This is a genomic window from Pseudomonas sp. O39 (assembly GCF_045447295.1).
Taxonomy (GTDB): domain Bacteria; phylum Pseudomonadota; class Gammaproteobacteria; order Pseudomonadales; family Pseudomonadaceae; genus Aquipseudomonas; species Aquipseudomonas antarctica_A.
Genome location: NZ_JBJGXV010000005.1, coordinates 1 through 14,298 on the forward strand (window position 1 = coordinate 1; position 14,298 = coordinate 14,298).

The following is a 14,298-nucleotide window of genomic DNA, read 5'->3' on the forward strand; positions in this document are numbered from 1 at the left end:
CTAGGATGCACATGCTGATTACGCCCATGCGCTTTAAAGGCGTTGCTTTGACCGCCCTGGAAAGGCGGCAATACGCTGCATTCAAAGGTGACGTTAGGGTCGTCGCGGAAGACAGAGCAGAATTGGGCCGCAGTTCGAATATTGGGAAGGTTTTCGCAGGATTGCCGCTGGAACCGTCTCCACTTCCCGACTTGCTTGATGCAACACTATCGGGAATGGCTACGACAGGATTTGTCTTGAGCGGTATCGAGTACGTCGACGGCTGTGCTTACGCGCAGTCTTGGTGGTGTCGACAAGGATGAAACATCGATCAGCCGGGCCTTATAGGGCATAAGGTCCGGCCGACGATCAATTAATTACTAACTGGCTGGCTGGCTAGTCGTGCGCACTTTAAAACCTTGCGAAAGATACCTCGTCAAAGGGCGCTCTATGAATCTGTAACTTATATACGCCACTGCAATAACCACCGGCAGCGATATAGCCCAAAAGATCATAGATGCTACAACCCCACCCTCAGCACCACCAAGGGTGATCCAAACTCGGCCGCACACGCTTAGCGTCAAAATATGCGATAGATAAAGCGAATAAGACATGTCCCCTAACGACTTAAGGAAGCCTGGCACTTCCCTTTGGGATTTAAACTCCTGCATTGCTAATGCAAGCAAAAATAATGTGTACCCACCGCCCACTATAAGCGCTCTTTCTAGAGAGATAGATTGAATTACATCTGACCCGTCTATTTGTACTGCGAGCATCGCATAAGCTATAAGTGCGGCTCCGGCCAGAGCGATAACGCCGGTAGGCAAACGCCACTTAGATGGCTCATTCATGCCTTTCAAGTAGACGACACCGGCAAGCGCGCCAAGGATGAATTCAATGGAAAATTCGTGCTTTACAACTCGTAAATATGGGTTGACCGGGCCTGTGTACAGGACAGACGCACCAATGATCGCGCAAAGCCAAACAACAAATGCCAATGGCATCCATCGCTGTGGCAACAGCAAAATGAAGGCGAATACCAGGTAAAACCAAACTTCATGAATAAGCGACCAGGCGACCATAACAAGTGGTAAGTTATCGTCAGGTAGAAGGAGAAATGAGTGAAGAAGATTCACTTCGCCCGCTTGCGAGCTATTGACCATGCCAGGCTTTAATAAAAACACCATCAGCACGGCGAAGAAGTAAACCCAATAGACCGGATATATGCGTATTACACGCCCTTTAAGAAAATTAAAAACCTCACTCCGCACACCAAACTTATTTGCAGAAGCCAGCACCATAACGAAGCCGCTTATTACAAAAAAAAGATCCACTCCCGTTTGCCCAAACACGAACATATCCGGTAACCAGGTGTCACCAGGAACGTACTTTGCATTAATAAAAAGCGAGTGGAATGCAATTACCGCTAGTGCGGCCAGCCCTCTGGCCGCTTGTAATGATGAAATCTTATGCACAGTGTTCTGTCCTTTACGCTAGTGCTTTTCGGGGCGGGCATATTGGGAGAAGCCCGGAACAGTTGCAAGCTGCACGGTCAGGAAAGAGGACGCTACATAGTGACGGGCTTTAATCTTCCTGCCATTTGAGTGGCGCTGACGGCGTTGGCTGAGAATGCAGCCGCGTTTCCAGGTGGCGGTGTCGGTCCATGCGTATGCGCCGCCAGCTGCGTATTCATTTGCTGGAGCAGATCGAGCGTATCGCAGACCACTTTAAACAAGTTGACGCTTTCGGACCCGACCCAATTTTTCGGCGCTTGCAGCCGTTGACTGACCGCCGCCACGCTCTTACGCAGACCCTGAATCCTTTCCTCCATATCGCCACCCACCGTGGCGTTGTGCTTCTGCCCCACCACCAGGTTCAAGTCTCGCCCGGTCGCCTGGTGCAGATCATCGACAGCCGCCAAACTCGCAGATCCGCCCGACAGCAGCTTGAGCGCGCCCAGGGCCTCCAGCGTCTTGATGCCCCCTACCGACTCGGTTGAATGGTCGTCCACGGTCCTGGTGTGGCTCTGGTACCGCTCGGTGTTGCCCATCGCCTCCACTTCCCGCTCGATCGCCTTGTCCAGGATCTTGCCGTCAGTCTGGCGCAGCCAGTTGCCGTCCGCGTCGACACGTTGCTGACAGGCCTCGCTGTGCTGCCACACCTGGTCACCCTTCGGGACGCTGGGCATGCTCAGGCCGTGGGGCAGAATGGTTTGGATATAGGGCTTGTGTGGCAGGCCGTAGGCAAAGCACACCACGACTTGGGTGCCTTCCTCGGGGAACGCGTAGATGCCCATTTCCTCGCCACCGGTGGGCAGCGGCAACGGCACGCCGGCAAGGATCGGCAGCTTGGTGTCTGGCTCGCCGTCCGGCCCCAGGACCTCGATGTCGACGGCATAGCGCGGCCGGAAATCGTCACAGATGCCGGCGCCGGCCGGGGCGTCGGCTACGGCGACAACACGGGCAAATCGTGGCAGGTGGTAACCGCCGGTAAGTTCGGGAAATTGTCGTTCTACGCTGCGGCGGATTGCGTCGTCCATCGGATGGCCATCTGGTTGTCGATGAGCGCCACACTGGTGATGCGCTCGCCGTGGTTGATTGTTGCACCTGGTCGCAACCCGGGAAGGGCCGCAATCATCGCGCTTTGGTTACCCTGGTAGTCGTCGAACAGTTCCACCGGCAGCTGCAGCGGCGAGCGAACGCCGAAGAAACTGTCAGCCCAACTGCCTACGAATACTTCCCCGTCACCCTGCTGTTGCCAGATGAAGTCTGGAATGTTGAAAACCCGGGCCAGGCTATCCATAGCTTGGTAGCCAGCTGCCAGGCTGTAGAAAAATGGCGCCTTGACGCTCGCATAAGGCTGTTCTGGGATACGGAATCGCAAACCGGTGTGCTGGCCGATCTCGACCAGGACCGCGCGCAGGTCGACGTGTCGAAGATTCAGCGGCAATGGGTTGGCCAGGATCGCGGCCAGCTCTCGGCAGAACAGCACCTGCTGGCCACTGCTGGCCGTGGTGGAGCGTTCCACGTAGCCAATGAAGTGTCGCTGCAGCGTGCTGTCGTTGTAGCCGATATCGAGCGTCACAAGCCCTTTGACCGGCGCAGGGGCCTGAATGGTGAACGTCGCCCGGCCTGGGCTTTTTGCATCCAGCCGTACTTCGTTTTTGACCAGGACATACGGTTTGCCGTTGATGGCCAATTCCTTGTGCAGCTTCATTCCTTGGCACTCCCGCCCAGCCAGGTATCAACTTTTTTCAACGTTGCTTCAAAGCCGGTCAGTTCCTCGGCCCCATCAGGAGAGTCGCCACCGGCGCCGCCAACAGCCCCGCCAGGGCCAGACTGCGCGGTAACCGCGTTGCCCGATCGCCGTCCCTCGACCTTTTCGGGGTTGGACAGTTTTTCTGCCAAGGTGAACTGAATCAGCCAAGCGCGCAGATTGTCGTCTTCCCGGGCGCTCACGCCCTCGGTGAACGTCACCTGGCGCATGCCGAACGCGGCAGCAGTGTCGTTGACGATTCGGTAGGTCTTGAGCTGGCCACCGCCGGCAGTAGCTTCCACCAGGCGCATCAGATCGCGCAGTTGCACCTGGTCAACAAAAGGAATCATCAGGCTAACCGTCAGAGTCTTCGGCTTGAAGCCTTTGTGCCCCTTGTCGGTATTGCTGGTCTGGCCTGATAGGTCGTCGCTCTCGATGCGCAAATTGCCGGTGACCTTGAGGTTTTTCCCGCGCACCTGTTGCCCGTCAAGTAACAGAGTCATAGGCCCACCAGTTCGCGGACGAAGCTCAAACCCTTCTCAGATCCCACCAGCAGCGCGCCCGCGCACAGCACCCATTCATGCCCCGGGGCATCGCCCGTCAACAGCGCCTCGCGTAGCTCGGTGGCGTTGCCAGGGCCGATCATGCGGACACACATGCTGCTGTCCGGGTTGCCATCGGCCAACAGCGCTTTAAGGTCGGCCAGTTGCTGATCCCGCCCCTTTTGCTGGGCGGCTTTGCGACTGGCCAGCGCGGCAAGGTCAGCCATGGGCGAACTGTCGGCGGCGTAACCCTCCAGAACAGCAAGCTGGCCCGCCATGGATTGCTGCGCGGCCTTTACGACGGTGCAGCGCTCCAGTGGCAGCGACTGCCAACGCGGCAAGGTGCCGGCGGCGGGGATCTCCCACTTTTCCGTCTCCAGCTTCGACAGGTGACGTGCGCGGCGTTCAGTTCGCACCAGGTCAGGCAACGGCAACAAGGCGTTAAAGCGTGCCAGGCTCGCAGCCAACTGATCAAAGCGCGTCGACAGGAACATTACGCAAAGGGCGAACCGGGGGCCGTCCGGCCGGCCGGTGTCGCTCACATCCACCAGTTTGCCGGCCAGCTGCTGCAGCAAGTTCGGCGCCGAAAGAAAACGCTGGTAACCACTGCCCTGACCAATCCCGCTTTGAAATGGCGTCACCACCAGACATGTAGGAACGTCGCCCATTTGATCAGCGAGTGCAGCTCGACCCGCCGCTATCGCGCCCTGGGCGGCATCACCCACTGGCCCTGGGCTTGTTGAGGTTTTCCCGCTCAGGTCAGCCAGCCGCTTAGCTGTGCTGGCCAGCTCGCCGCCGGCAAGTCCTTGGGCCGCTGAAAGCTGCCCCATCCACTGCGTAGCCTGGGCAGGCCAACGCATGGTTACCGGCGCCCAATCACTGATCATTTTTCAGAACCGCGCTCAACCATTGTGGGGCATCGGGCCGGCTCGACTCCGCCGGATACCGTTTTGCCTTGGGCCACTCCCTTACCGCCTGACGCCAGGTCAGCAGAGCCGTGAACTGCTCAGCCGTAATGGGTGGAGTCCCGCCCAGGTCCCGGGCGTCGCGGTATTGAGCAACGAGCGTTTCCGTATTCTGCAAACTTGTTTCGGCCCAAAGCCGAGCGATAACGATCGGATCTGACTCGACAAAAATGTCCTCTGCATATTTTTTAAACTTGCCACCCTCGTCCAGGTAAGCGCGAACAGCTTGATACAACGGGGCGTTATAGTCCTGGGTAACATGGCAACGATTGCCAGCGACAGTAACCACAAACGTTTTGTCCGGCTTTACCGAGACATCGCTAAATGTAACCAATACCTCCGCCAGGGGCACTTCCGAAGACTTCTCTACAGGGGCAATAGCCCCGATTACTTTAGTTTTATTTTCATTGCTCAAGGTGCATACCTCCAAGCGAAGCCATAGATAGTTGCCCCGCCACTAAAAGAAATAACTGTGCCACCAGGTGCGTGTCCACTTTTACCAACAACGCCCTGACCTGCCGCGTAGTAGTGCATTACCGAGTAGCACCATGAGCCACCAGCAGGTAGCTGAAAAGACGTGCCTGTAACACCGACCGGCATAAAGTTGTTGGGGTCGGGTCGATAGAAATTTGCCTCGCCCCACTGAATACCCAAATCGGTCGTATCAACTTGGGCACGCATCCCGCGACCTTGCGCATCCCAGCCGTACCTGACTTTATTCGCGGACTGGCCTACGCCACCGCCCTGCTCAGTCGGCACGAAACCCAGACGACGCTGTAGATAGAGAACTTCACTGGTGGTCTGATCTCGAACATAGGGGTACTCAGGATTACCGCTCGCAATTCCAGCATGCGAAATACCGTCACCGATAACCCTCATCGACAACTGTTGGTTAGTCTGAGCGATGGTGTAACCATCCGTAATCCCATAGCCTGCAAGCGTATTAGCCTTTAGCGCACGCGTCTGAACGTCATCATAAGTGCCGAGTCTCACAACCACGTTAGATGTTGAATGCCGAAAGTACGGCTGCGCTGCGTTTCCGCCTGCAAAGCCAGCAAAGGACAACGTGTCAGCGTTAACTTTCGTTGCTAGAAACTGGTTCACGGCATCTTTATTGTAGACAGCGGCTACATCAGCCTTCTGTGAGGGATCAAAATTGTACTCACTCCAAATCCCTCCCAAATCCAAGTTATCGACAGTGACTTTTAATTTATTTCCGCTCCAGCCCATATAAAGATCGTTTGGGCTCTGACCGATACCACCGCCTTGCTTTACAAACCCAAGCTTGGTTTCAGCTTTCGTAAATGCATCCGAAATACCATAGCCACTGAGGGAGGTAGCTTTGTCGGCCTTGCTATTAGGGTTAAAGACATTTTCAGTCCAGATCCGCCCCAGATCGAGTTCGTCTACGGTGGCCTTTAAACCATCAGCGGACCAACCAATGTAAACCCTGTTGAATGTCTGACCGACACCCCCACCCTGCTTTACGAATCCGCTCGCCACCTCATTTTTTGTGTATCCATCGGTAATTCCATAACCGGCAAGCGTCGTTGGGTTACTTCCAGCGAAGACCACGCCTTTAGAGTTGACGGCCACTTTCGTATAAGGGCCTGGCACCACACCGCTATCGGCCAGTGTCAGGGTAATTTCCGGGTCCGCGGTGCCGTCAAACGTCGCACTACCTGTGACCGCACCATTAAATTTAAACGTGCGCGCCGTAGCCAGCTTCAAGGCTTTGCCCGCCGCCGTGGTGCCGGACACCAACGCGTTGATGCCGGCGGCGAGGTTGTGTCGCACCCTCTGCACCATATGCGTGGTAGCCAGTACCCAAGGGTCATCAGACTCCGAATCAGTGCTGATGGCATTCGGGACTTGCCCCAGCCCCACGTCAGCCTTTGTCGTGGATCGAGCGCGTAAGCCCGGATAATCGCCAGTACGAGCGGCCAGGTGCTTGATCAGTTCGCCGGCGATCGGCTCAACGGCTCGCAGATCGCTGATCGAGGCCGTTGTTGGCAGTTCCGCAATGGGGACCAGGTAATGCCGTACACCTGCGCTGTCGGTGTAGTCCTGCTTGCCCCAACCAAATACGACCTGGAACGTACCGACCACATCGCTTAATTCGCGCTGCAGGCGCACGTCAAGCCAGGCCACGTTAGGGATTGAAGGCACAGCAACAGCTTGGGCGCTTTTTAGCTCCAGCCGAACACCTTCAACATAGGCAATGCCGGGTTTCAGGCTGTACGCATTGCCCACTTTTTGCAGTTCAAGCGCACTGCCGTGGAAGCAAGCGCGCCCGAAAACATCGCGATTGCTCAAGCGCTCGCGCTCATCGATGCCGCTTAGGCGCACGGTAAAGTCATGCTGCCAGGTGCTGGCATCGACCTTGATCCCGGTCAGCGCCTGGGCACCGTCGAACACCACCAAAAAGTTACGCGTTACGTTGTTGCCGATCTGACGCGGCGGAATGTTCCGGCGCTTTTGCTGTACCGGCACATAAGCTACGGCCAGCAACACGTTTTCACTGGTCTCAAGGCCGATCCAGTTGAAGTCAAAGTCTCCGATATCGCTACCAAGCATCAGGCTATAGACCACCTGGTTCGGATTCACAAAACCTTTCTGGGTAACGTCATAGGTGCCGACGATTTGCGCCGGCACTGGCTTGCCCGCTGTTCGATCCACACCGGCATTCGGGTCAAGCCCGGGCACGTTGGCCAGGACAAATCGGGCAACGCTTAGTGTTTGTTGTGCGCCGAGTTTCTGCGCGATCAGGCTTTCACCTGCAAGGGTCATGCTGGCTCCCATGGGGGCTCCTACAGGCTGGCAACCAGCGTTTGCTGGTCGTCGTTGAAGTCCACCGCGACGATGCGCAGTGATACGGGGGTGATGGTCACGAAGTCATATCGCCGGCAGGTGCGGCCGTACTGTTGAATCAGCACGCGCATCAGCTCCGGGTTTTGCGACAGTTGGGAATCGGAGAGGCGCAGCAGCACCACGTCCCAATCCCGATCGGGTAACCGCTCGTTGATCTCGACGTAACCAACGCCCAGTCGCTGCAGGATGCGTTTGAGCCCGGCCGTGCTGCCGGCGTCAACCGCGTTGATGAAGGCGAACTTCACCCGCAGTCGGTAAAGGTTTTCCGGCTCGTCCTTGAAACGGCTGATATCGCGCTGCCAAGCCAGCAGATCGAGGATCGTTATGTGGCAGGTGTCCGCGTCCATCTGCAGGAGCGGCCATTGCAGCCAGCCTTCGACCTTTTCCCACCAGGACTGCGCGGCCGCTTTCAACTTGGCCAACTGCGGGCCGTCCAGCCAGAAAGGCAAACTTAGCTTGATCATGCCGGCACCACCTGCAGGGTCTTGATCCTGGGAATGCTCAGCTCTGACACGATGTCGGCATTGTCAAAATGTAGCGACTCGATGCCGGCGAACTGCTGGTGAAGCTCTTCGCCCAAGCGGCTGAACGAAAACCGTGACTGGGGATAGGTCAGCGTCGGCTGATAGTCGCCCGTGCCGCTCTCGCGAAAGGCTGCCCGGATGAACTGCCCAATTTCCGCCTGCAGCTTTTCGCGCTGCTCGACGGTCAGCAACGATCGTGGCCACCAGGTGAGGCTTAGCGCGTGCTGTGTCTCAGGCATGACCATCACCAGCAGGTCATCACCGTGGCCATGGTTGCCCTGGTCGCGGATATGCGCGTTGATTTGCTCCAGGTAAGTCGCCGCCGGCACATCCGCATCAAACAGCACATAGGCATTGGCGCTGCCCGGGCCACGTGGCGCGCCGTGCAGGAAATACACGCCATCTGGCCGCACGCCTGGGAAGGCTGAAATCATGGCGCGGTACACCGAATCGGTGTGCCACTGGTTGACCGCTGAGAACTGGTTGCGTGTACGCAAACGCAGCTGATCGTCCGGCTCGGGGTCTGCACCTGGTGCAATCAGCCAACCGTCCGCATTCACCACCTGGGCGATGCCGGCAATGGGCACGGGGAGGATTGCGTAATAACCCGGGGCCAGGTTGTAACCGCTGCCCACTTCCTGGGCCTCTACCGGGACTTCCAGCTGCAGCACGCCATCAGCGAAGGTCACGGCCTGGGTCGTGGTCAACTGGTAGATATGGCCGTTGATAGCAGCGGACTGCACCAGGACGCCGGCGGGCAACTCAAGCACGCCGCCGGCGACATTGCGGGTAAAAAGCAACACACCTTTGGCCTTGGTCGCCCCTTTGCGCTCGACGTTGACCGCCCAGGCCAGCATGTCCAGCCACTTGCCAACAGCGGTTTTAACAAAGAAGTTGGGCAGGACGGTGCCGCTGACAAAGTTGATCAGCCACAACACCGGCTTGGTCACCAGCGCTGTGATCAGCCGCCAGAACGGCGAGTAGGCGCTGGTGTTGCTCAGCTTGCTACCTTGCGCGGCAACTTCGCTTTCCCAGGCCTTGCGCAAGCCGTCCTCAGTCACCGGAATGCCGCTGTCTGCCAGTGCCTGTTTAAAATCTACGTCGCTCACAACGTCACCTCGATGTCGCCAAATTTCAGCGTTTTCGCCGTGACCAGGTAATGGCCAGACTCCACTTGTTTGATCAGCGCCGTACCCGGCACCAGGCGCTCGTCGGCCTCCACCAGCAGCTCCAGTTGCTGGATGCAGTCGCGCTGACGCAGACGGCTACGCTCGGCCACCAACGTGACCAGCAAGCCGCTCTCGCGGATCATGTGCGCGATGTCCTGGGCGATGCTGGCCCGATCCTCGATCAGCAGCGGCTGACGCGACGGGTCCAGTACCAGGTCGTTGTCCATGATCAGCAGGTCGATGTATTCGCTCATCCGCCCACCGCCATGGCCAACATGCCTTCCAGCTCCAGCGAGTTCATTTGCTTGCCGGTGTGAATGTTGACGTTCTCCACATGAGTGCCCTTGTTCTGGGTTTGATTGTTGTTCTGGATGCTGGCCAGGAAACCGCCCCGGGGCACGGTGTCAGGCCGTTTCGGAGACAAGCTTGATACCGAGCCGTTGATGCGCTGCTGGCTTTGCTCGGCCTTCTCCGTGGGAGCGGGAGCGGTGACCAGGGGCGGCGTCTGCAGCGGCTGCGGGATGGTCAATTGCGGCCCGATCGGCGCCGGGGTCTGCACCGGTGGTACTGCCACCAGCTTTGGCAACGTGCTCGGCAATTCCCGGGGCGTTTGGGGTTGAGCCACCGGTGCCGGCGCTTTCGGCACCGGTGCCAGGACCTGGACCGGAAGCTGTGCCGGCGGCTGCAACGCTGCAGGTGTAGCCATTGCCGGTGCTGCTGCCTTCGGGGCCGGGGCCAATACCAGTGCCGGCGCCTTCGCTGGGGGCTGCAACGCTTCCAGCGTCGGCATCACCGGCGCCGTTGCTTTAGGCGTGGGAGCCAGCACCAGGGGCGGTGCCTGGATCGACTGCTGGGGCGCGCTTACCAGTTGAGGCAGTAACGGCGCTTCGACCTGCGGGGCGCTGATGGTTGGAATCTCCGGCGCCGCCGGCATATCCCCGAACGCCGCTTCAATGTTCACGCCGGGGATCTTGTTCAACATTTCAATCAAGCCATCGATGGCGCTTTTAAAGACGTTGACGATGGCGTCCCACGCGGCGCTGGCCATGTTCGACCAACCGCCCATCGAGTCGAACCACTCCGACAGCGCAGTCAGCTGGCCGCTAACCCACTGGAACGCCTCGCTGTTGAGTAGTGCGCTGGTCCAGTCGTCCCAATAGATGATCGCAGCCGCCACGGCCGCGACCAGGGCCACAATGCCGATCACGATCCACGCCACCGGGTTGGCCAACAACGCGGTGTTGACCAGCCAGATCGCGCCCTGCCACAGCAACATCGCGCCTTTGACCAGGCCCATCCAAGCGACCATCAGCACCAGGCCGGCCACGAACCCCACCACCATGACGGTGTGGTACAGGAACATGGCGATGCTGCGATAACCCGACCAGGTGAGTGCGTTCCACACCACGACGGCCCCCAGCCACGCCATTTTCGAAAGCCCCACGGTCAGCGTAAGCAACGACATGGCGGCGGTAATCGCCAGGAACGACAGGGTTACGATCCCAATCAAGCGCGTGATGTTGGGGAACAACTGAGTCCAGCGGGTTAACGTGCTGGCAATCCCCACCAGGCGCTCCATCAGTGGGGTCAAGATCGGGATCAACACCTGGCCGAAGGCAATGCGCAACGCCTCGACAGCGGAGCTAAACTGCTGCCATGGGTCCACCATGTTCTTGGCCATCCGCTCGGCGTTCTCCAGGCCGCGCACATTGCCCAGTCGCTCCATGCCGTTTTTCAGGCGGTCGGTGTCGCCCATCAGGCTGCTTATCAACCGTGCAGCTTCGCCACCGAAAGCTTCGCGCAGCTTCGCGCCGTTGGCCTCAATCGATAGATCCCCAAACTTGCCTTTGAGCTTGTCCAGGATGTCCATCATCGGCAGCAACTTGCCCTGCTGATCCACGAACTTCATGCCCAGCTTTTCAGACGCGCCGCTGACGTTCTCAAAGAAGGATTTGTAGAGGCCGCCGGCCTCGCCGCCGTCCATGGTGCTGCCCAGCGTGCCCAGCACTGCCATCTGCTCGGCCAGGCTTACACCGGCGGTGCTGGCCAAGCCACCTGCAGCCTTGAACGCCTCACCGATCTGCTCGCCACTGGTGCGAAACAGCTGCACGGCCGTGGCCGTCTGGCCCGCCAAGGTTTCAACCCATTGGCCTTTGCCCATGGCGTCGGCCTGGCCTTTGAACAGGTTGTACATGGTGCCGACGTAGGTGCCCATGGTGTCGGCGTCGGACTTGGTGGCCTTGGCCAACACGTTGCTGGCATTGGTGAAGGTGGCCAGCTGACTGCCAACCAACCCTTTGATGGCGCCCTCGATGTGATACGCCGAGGCGACAAAATCCTTGGCGTTCTCGCCGTAGGCCACTGAAAATTCCAGTGACTTACGGTTCAGCGAGTTCAAGGCGTCTTCGGCCACGTTCAGCGATCGGACCTCGCCAAGGGCGCGGTTCATCTCCAAGGCGGGTTCCATGGATTGTGTGATACCGACATAAGCGCCCGTGATTCCCGCCAGACCAAAACCCATGGTTTTGATGTGCTTTTCGCTCTGTTCGGCCAGGTCGGAAAAACCGGTTTTGACCTTGCCCATTGGCGCCGTGACCTTATCGGTCAGGCTCAAAATAAAGGCCAGGCGGGCGCTTTTGTCAGCCATCAGTGTTTATCCGTTGAGTGCGTAGGCAATGCCATTGGCAATGGCGATTTCCATACGGCGCCAATGCTCGTCCTCCAGCCACTTGGCCGTTCCCATCACCTCGGCGGTGGGCTCGGCACCTGGTAGCCAGCGGCAGGCCAGGGCCACCAGTTGGCCCAGGCCGTTTTCGGTCAGTCGTTCGGCGTGGTCGAGGGCTTTTTTACGGTGATTTCAATGTCCGGGCCGTACTCTTCCAGCAGCGCGCCGGCCAGTTGCATGACCAGCACCGGGTTACCCAGCTGGGACTTGAGCGTGGCGCGCTGTTCCTGCTTAACGGTGGTCACCAGCAGGTTGTTCGCCGGCGAAACCTTGTTGGCTTGGGTAACGGCGTTGAAGTACTTCGTCACGTCCTGCGGGGTCATTTCGAAGGTGAATTCCTGCTCGCCTACTTCCAGGGTGATATCGCGTTTATCGGTCATGGGTGTTGCTCCGTTCAGGGGTTGAGTGTTGGTTGGCGCGGGCATACCCGCAGGGCGTGGTCTTGCAGGCCCAAGATCATTTTTTTGCTCAGGGCGAGCTGGTCGACAAGGGTGAAATAATCCGGTCTAGCGTCTGCTGCGAGTTCGGCGGTGGCTGCATCAGCCACGCCGCCGGCGCGGGTACTGGCGGACACTGGGGCGCTGCAGGTGGCGTTGACGCGCAACCGCTTAAGGCCAGCATCAACATCAAGGCGCAGAGCATCGTTTTCAGCACGTTCATGGTTCAATTCCTGGGTACGTTGAAGGTCGATAGCGTCACGCTCAGCCAGCATTTCGCCGCTGATGCGGGCCGCTTCGCGAAGGCCGCTCATTTCGCCCTGCGCGGCGTCACGCTCAGCACGTGCGGTGTCGCGCTGGCCTTCCAGCAGGTCGAAGCCGAACCAGGCCAGCAGGCACAGCACCAGGATGAAAGAGCCCTCGCGCATCACAGGCCCGCCTGACACAGAGCGGCTTCCGCCAATCGGCGGGCGTGCAGGCCTGGGACAAACACATTTTTGCCTTGGCCGGTCGTCACAAAGGCCCACACCGGCGTCCTGCCATCAGGCGCCCAGGCAAGCGCCTGGCAGCCCTCTTTAATGCGGCCGGCATTGATCAGGCCCACGGCACGACTGGCGCACGTGCTGGCCGTGCCGAAGTTGTGGCCATGGCTACTCAGGGCATCGAATGTGTTCTGGCCCACGTTCTGGTTGGTGATGCAGTCGGCCAGCTGCAGTTGGCCCTTACTGATCACCAGCTGCTCCACCTCGCTGCAGCGCGCATCCGACCAGTAGTCGCCTACAACCACCGGGTAGGGGCTTGTATGACGGGTGATGCCCTTGCACACGGTGGGCAGGCCACGGGCCAACTTGTCCGCATAAACGGTGTTCTGGGCGTTGCCTTCCCAGGTGCCCAGGAAAACGACCAGCGCAGAGCTGCAGAGCGTGATAGCGCCGGCGGCGATCTTGCCGCGCAGGCTCATAGCTTCACCTTCCAGTCGCGCAACATCTGGCGATACTTGGGAACCAACAGCAGAATCTGCAGAACCATGTAAATGGCAGTCAGCATGTAGGCGACAGCCGACCAATCGATGGCCCCTGTCGCCCCAGTGGCGGCTACCCCGATCGCAGGTGACGCCTTCGCCAGCGCGATGGCGGTGTCCTGGGCCGCCTGATTCGTGCTCATCGCTGCACTCCTTTTTCGAAAAAAGACTGGCACGGGACGCAACGGGTCTTGCCGCCCAGCGCGCGGCGCGCCTCGGGAATTTCGTTATCGCAATCCACGCAGTAGGTAAGGCTTGGGCCCGTTGATTCACGCCGGGCTTGGGCCAACTGGGCGTTGATAGCCTGGTCCCGCTGACGTTGTTCCAGGGCTTGGGCGCGATCGAACGGGCATACCATCAGCTAATGCCCTCGATCTCGGTGGAGTCCAGGTAAGGCACGCCGTTGATGCGGATAAAGTCCGGACTGGTGACCTCAAACGGCACCTTGTGCTTGGTCTTCTCGCCGCCCTTCGGATCAATGCTCAGCAGGCTGGAAATCTTCAACTTGCAGCCGAACGCCTCGATGCGCAGCTCGTCGTCGCCAGCCATGGCGAAAAACACCACGTCGAACGCATCCAGCTTGCGGAAGCTGCCGGCAGTGCGTGCAGCTTCGACCACCAGGTTAAAGTTGGTCGAATCCAGCTCAACTTCACCAGCCGCCGCCACGTCGCCGTCGACGTAGCCATCAGGCACGCCCCGGGTTTGCGCAGTCTTGCTGTTGTCGGTGATATCCAGGGTGCAGCTTTCGACGTGTACCTGCAGATCGCCCAGGTTCACGTCAAAGTTCTTGCCGCCAATACGTGACATGGG

The 14,298-nt window shown here is 58.9% G+C and carries 19 protein-coding genes; 1 reads left to right on the forward strand and 18 read right to left on the reverse strand.

What is annotated here, in order from left to right; translation table 11 throughout:
• The first annotated feature begins 5 nt into the window (after positions 1 to 5).
• Positions 6 to 302 carry a hypothetical protein gene (locus ACI77D_RS08930; protein ID WP_407016547.1) on the forward strand — a complete coding sequence of 99 codons (297 nt, stop codon included), beginning with the start codon at positions 6 to 8 and terminating at the stop codon, positions 300 to 302.
• 57 nt (positions 303 to 359) lie between these two features.
• Here the strand turns inward: ACI77D_RS08930 and ACI77D_RS08935 are convergent, their stop codons facing one another.
• The 18 genes from ACI77D_RS08935 to ACI77D_RS09020 form a co-directional block, all read right to left on the reverse strand.
• Entirely contained in the window at positions 360 to 1,454 is a 1,095-nt protein-coding gene (locus tag ACI77D_RS08935) for an acyltransferase family protein (protein ID WP_407016410.1), read from the reverse strand.
• Between the two features lie 92 nt (positions 1,455 to 1,546).
• Positions 1,547 to 2,518 (reverse strand): hypothetical protein, encoded by a 972-nt coding sequence (locus ACI77D_RS08940; RefSeq protein WP_407016411.1) that lies wholly within the window; start codon positions 2,516 to 2,518, stop codon positions 1,547 to 1,549.
• Positions 2,491 to 3,195 carry a hypothetical protein gene (locus ACI77D_RS08945; RefSeq protein WP_407016412.1) on the reverse strand — a complete coding sequence of 235 codons (705 nt, stop codon included), beginning with the start codon at positions 3,193 to 3,195 and terminating at the stop codon, positions 2,491 to 2,493. The genes ACI77D_RS08940 and ACI77D_RS08945 overlap by 28 nt, the downstream gene beginning before the upstream one ends.
• Positions 3,192 to 3,737, reverse strand: coding sequence for a hypothetical protein (locus ACI77D_RS08950; protein ID WP_053253857.1), 546 nt, complete (start codon positions 3,735 to 3,737; stop codon positions 3,192 to 3,194). The genes ACI77D_RS08945 and ACI77D_RS08950 overlap by 4 nt, the downstream gene beginning before the upstream one ends.
• Positions 3,734 to 4,663, reverse strand: coding sequence for a hypothetical protein (locus tag ACI77D_RS08955; RefSeq protein WP_407016413.1), 930 nt, complete (start codon positions 4,661 to 4,663; stop codon positions 3,734 to 3,736). Before ACI77D_RS08955 ends, ACI77D_RS08950 begins: the two co-directional genes overlap by 4 nt.
• Positions 4,653 to 5,156 (reverse strand): hypothetical protein, encoded by a 504-nt coding sequence (locus ACI77D_RS08960; RefSeq protein WP_407016414.1) that lies wholly within the window; start codon positions 5,154 to 5,156, stop codon positions 4,653 to 4,655. Before ACI77D_RS08960 ends, ACI77D_RS08955 begins: the two co-directional genes overlap by 11 nt.
• Positions 5,153 to 7,543: a phage tail protein gene (locus ACI77D_RS08965; protein ID WP_407016415.1), complete on the reverse strand. Its 2,391-nt coding sequence runs from the start codon at positions 7,541 to 7,543 to the stop codon at positions 5,153 to 5,155. The genes ACI77D_RS08960 and ACI77D_RS08965 overlap by 4 nt, the downstream gene beginning before the upstream one ends.
• Before the next feature lie 8 nt (positions 7,544 to 7,551).
• Positions 7,552 to 8,076, reverse strand: a complete 525-nt coding sequence (locus ACI77D_RS08970; RefSeq protein ID WP_407016416.1) for a phage tail protein — start codon at positions 8,074 to 8,076, stop codon at positions 7,552 to 7,554.
• Positions 8,073 to 9,245, reverse strand: a complete 1,173-nt coding sequence (locus ACI77D_RS08975) for a baseplate J/gp47 family protein (RefSeq protein ID WP_407016417.1) — start codon at positions 9,243 to 9,245, stop codon at positions 8,073 to 8,075. Before ACI77D_RS08975 ends, ACI77D_RS08970 begins: the two co-directional genes overlap by 4 nt.
• A complete protein-coding gene (locus ACI77D_RS08980; RefSeq protein ID WP_053253851.1) occupies positions 9,242 to 9,559 on the reverse strand; it encodes a DUF2590 family protein in 318 nt (105 codons plus the stop codon). Before ACI77D_RS08980 ends, ACI77D_RS08975 begins: the two co-directional genes overlap by 4 nt.
• The gene (locus ACI77D_RS08985) at positions 9,556 to 11,952 is read right to left on the reverse strand and encodes a phage tail tape measure protein (protein ID WP_407016418.1); all 2,397 of its coding nucleotides are present in this window, start codon (positions 11,950 to 11,952) and stop codon (positions 9,556 to 9,558) included. Before ACI77D_RS08985 ends, ACI77D_RS08980 begins: the two co-directional genes overlap by 4 nt.
• Positions 11,953 to 11,958: 6 nt before the next feature.
• Positions 11,959 to 12,102, reverse strand: coding sequence for a DUF6890 family protein (locus ACI77D_RS08990; protein WP_407016548.1), 144 nt, complete (start codon positions 12,100 to 12,102; stop codon positions 11,959 to 11,961).
• Positions 12,103 to 12,122: 20 nt separating this feature from the next.
• Positions 12,123 to 12,410 (reverse strand): putative phage tail assembly chaperone, encoded by a 288-nt coding sequence (locus tag ACI77D_RS08995; protein ID WP_073638010.1) that lies wholly within the window; start codon positions 12,408 to 12,410, stop codon positions 12,123 to 12,125.
• 14 nt (positions 12,411 to 12,424) lie between these two features.
• Positions 12,425 to 12,895, reverse strand: a complete 471-nt coding sequence (locus ACI77D_RS09000) for a lysis system i-spanin subunit Rz (RefSeq protein WP_407016419.1) — start codon at positions 12,893 to 12,895, stop codon at positions 12,425 to 12,427.
• Positions 12,895 to 13,428, reverse strand: a complete 534-nt coding sequence (locus ACI77D_RS09005) for a lysozyme (protein WP_407016420.1) — start codon at positions 13,426 to 13,428, stop codon at positions 12,895 to 12,897. The genes ACI77D_RS09000 and ACI77D_RS09005 overlap by 1 nt, the downstream gene beginning before the upstream one ends.
• Complete coding sequence (locus tag ACI77D_RS09010) at positions 13,425 to 13,631, reverse strand: hypothetical protein (protein WP_407016421.1); 207 nt, start codon at positions 13,629 to 13,631, stop codon at positions 13,425 to 13,427. The genes ACI77D_RS09005 and ACI77D_RS09010 overlap by 4 nt, the downstream gene beginning before the upstream one ends.
• Positions 13,628 to 13,846, reverse strand: a complete 219-nt coding sequence (locus tag ACI77D_RS09015; protein ID WP_407016422.1) for a TraR/DksA family transcriptional regulator — start codon at positions 13,844 to 13,846, stop codon at positions 13,628 to 13,630. Before ACI77D_RS09015 ends, ACI77D_RS09010 begins: the two co-directional genes overlap by 4 nt.
• Positions 13,846 to 14,295, reverse strand: a complete 450-nt coding sequence (locus ACI77D_RS09020; protein WP_407016423.1) for a phage protein — start codon at positions 14,293 to 14,295, stop codon at positions 13,846 to 13,848. The genes ACI77D_RS09015 and ACI77D_RS09020 overlap by 1 nt, the downstream gene beginning before the upstream one ends.
• Positions 14,296 to 14,298: the final 3 nt, after the last annotated feature.

Excerpts from the sequence above, each read along its gene's own strand:
- ACI77D_RS08930 (WP_407016547.1), top strand. The coding sequence starts at position 6 with ATGCACATGCTGATTACGCCCATGCGCTTTAAAGGCGTTGCTTTGACC.
- ACI77D_RS08940 (WP_407016411.1), bottom strand. The coding sequence starts at position 2,518 with ATGGACGACGCAATCCGCCGCAGCGTAGAACGACAATTTCCCGAACTT.
- ACI77D_RS08945 (WP_407016412.1), bottom strand. The coding sequence starts at position 3,195 with ATGAAGCTGCACAAGGAATTGGCCATCAACGGCAAACCGTATGTCCTG.
- ACI77D_RS08950 (WP_053253857.1), bottom strand. The coding sequence starts at position 3,737 with ATGACTCTGTTACTTGACGGGCAACAGGTGCGCGGGAAAAACCTCAAG.
- ACI77D_RS08955 (WP_407016413.1), bottom strand. The coding sequence starts at position 4,663 with ATGATCAGTGATTGGGCGCCGGTAACCATGCGTTGGCCTGCCCAGGCT.
- ACI77D_RS08965 (WP_407016415.1), bottom strand. The coding sequence starts at position 7,543 with ATGGGAGCCAGCATGACCCTTGCAGGTGAAAGCCTGATCGCGCAGAAA.
- ACI77D_RS08970 (WP_407016416.1), bottom strand. The coding sequence starts at position 8,076 with ATGATCAAGCTAAGTTTGCCTTTCTGGCTGGACGGCCCGCAGTTGGCC.
- ACI77D_RS08980 (WP_053253851.1), bottom strand. The coding sequence starts at position 9,559 with ATGAGCGAATACATCGACCTGCTGATCATGGACAACGACCTGGTACTG.
- ACI77D_RS08985 (WP_407016418.1), bottom strand. The coding sequence starts at position 11,952 with ATGGCTGACAAAAGCGCCCGCCTGGCCTTTATTTTGAGCCTGACCGAT.
- ACI77D_RS08995 (WP_073638010.1), bottom strand. The coding sequence starts at position 12,410 with ATGACCGATAAACGCGATATCACCCTGGAAGTAGGCGAGCAGGAATTC.
- ACI77D_RS09000 (WP_407016419.1), bottom strand. The coding sequence starts at position 12,895 with ATGCGCGAGGGCTCTTTCATCCTGGTGCTGTGCCTGCTGGCCTGGTTC.
- ACI77D_RS09005 (WP_407016420.1), bottom strand. The coding sequence starts at position 13,428 with ATGAGCCTGCGCGGCAAGATCGCCGCCGGCGCTATCACGCTCTGCAGC.
- ACI77D_RS09010 (WP_407016421.1), bottom strand. The coding sequence starts at position 13,631 with ATGAGCACGAATCAGGCGGCCCAGGACACCGCCATCGCGCTGGCGAAG.
- ACI77D_RS09015 (WP_407016422.1), bottom strand. The coding sequence starts at position 13,846 with ATGGTATGCCCGTTCGATCGCGCCCAAGCCCTGGAACAACGTCAGCGG.
- ACI77D_RS09020 (WP_407016423.1), bottom strand. The coding sequence starts at position 14,295 with ATGTCACGTATTGGCGGCAAGAACTTTGACGTGAACCTGGGCGATCTG.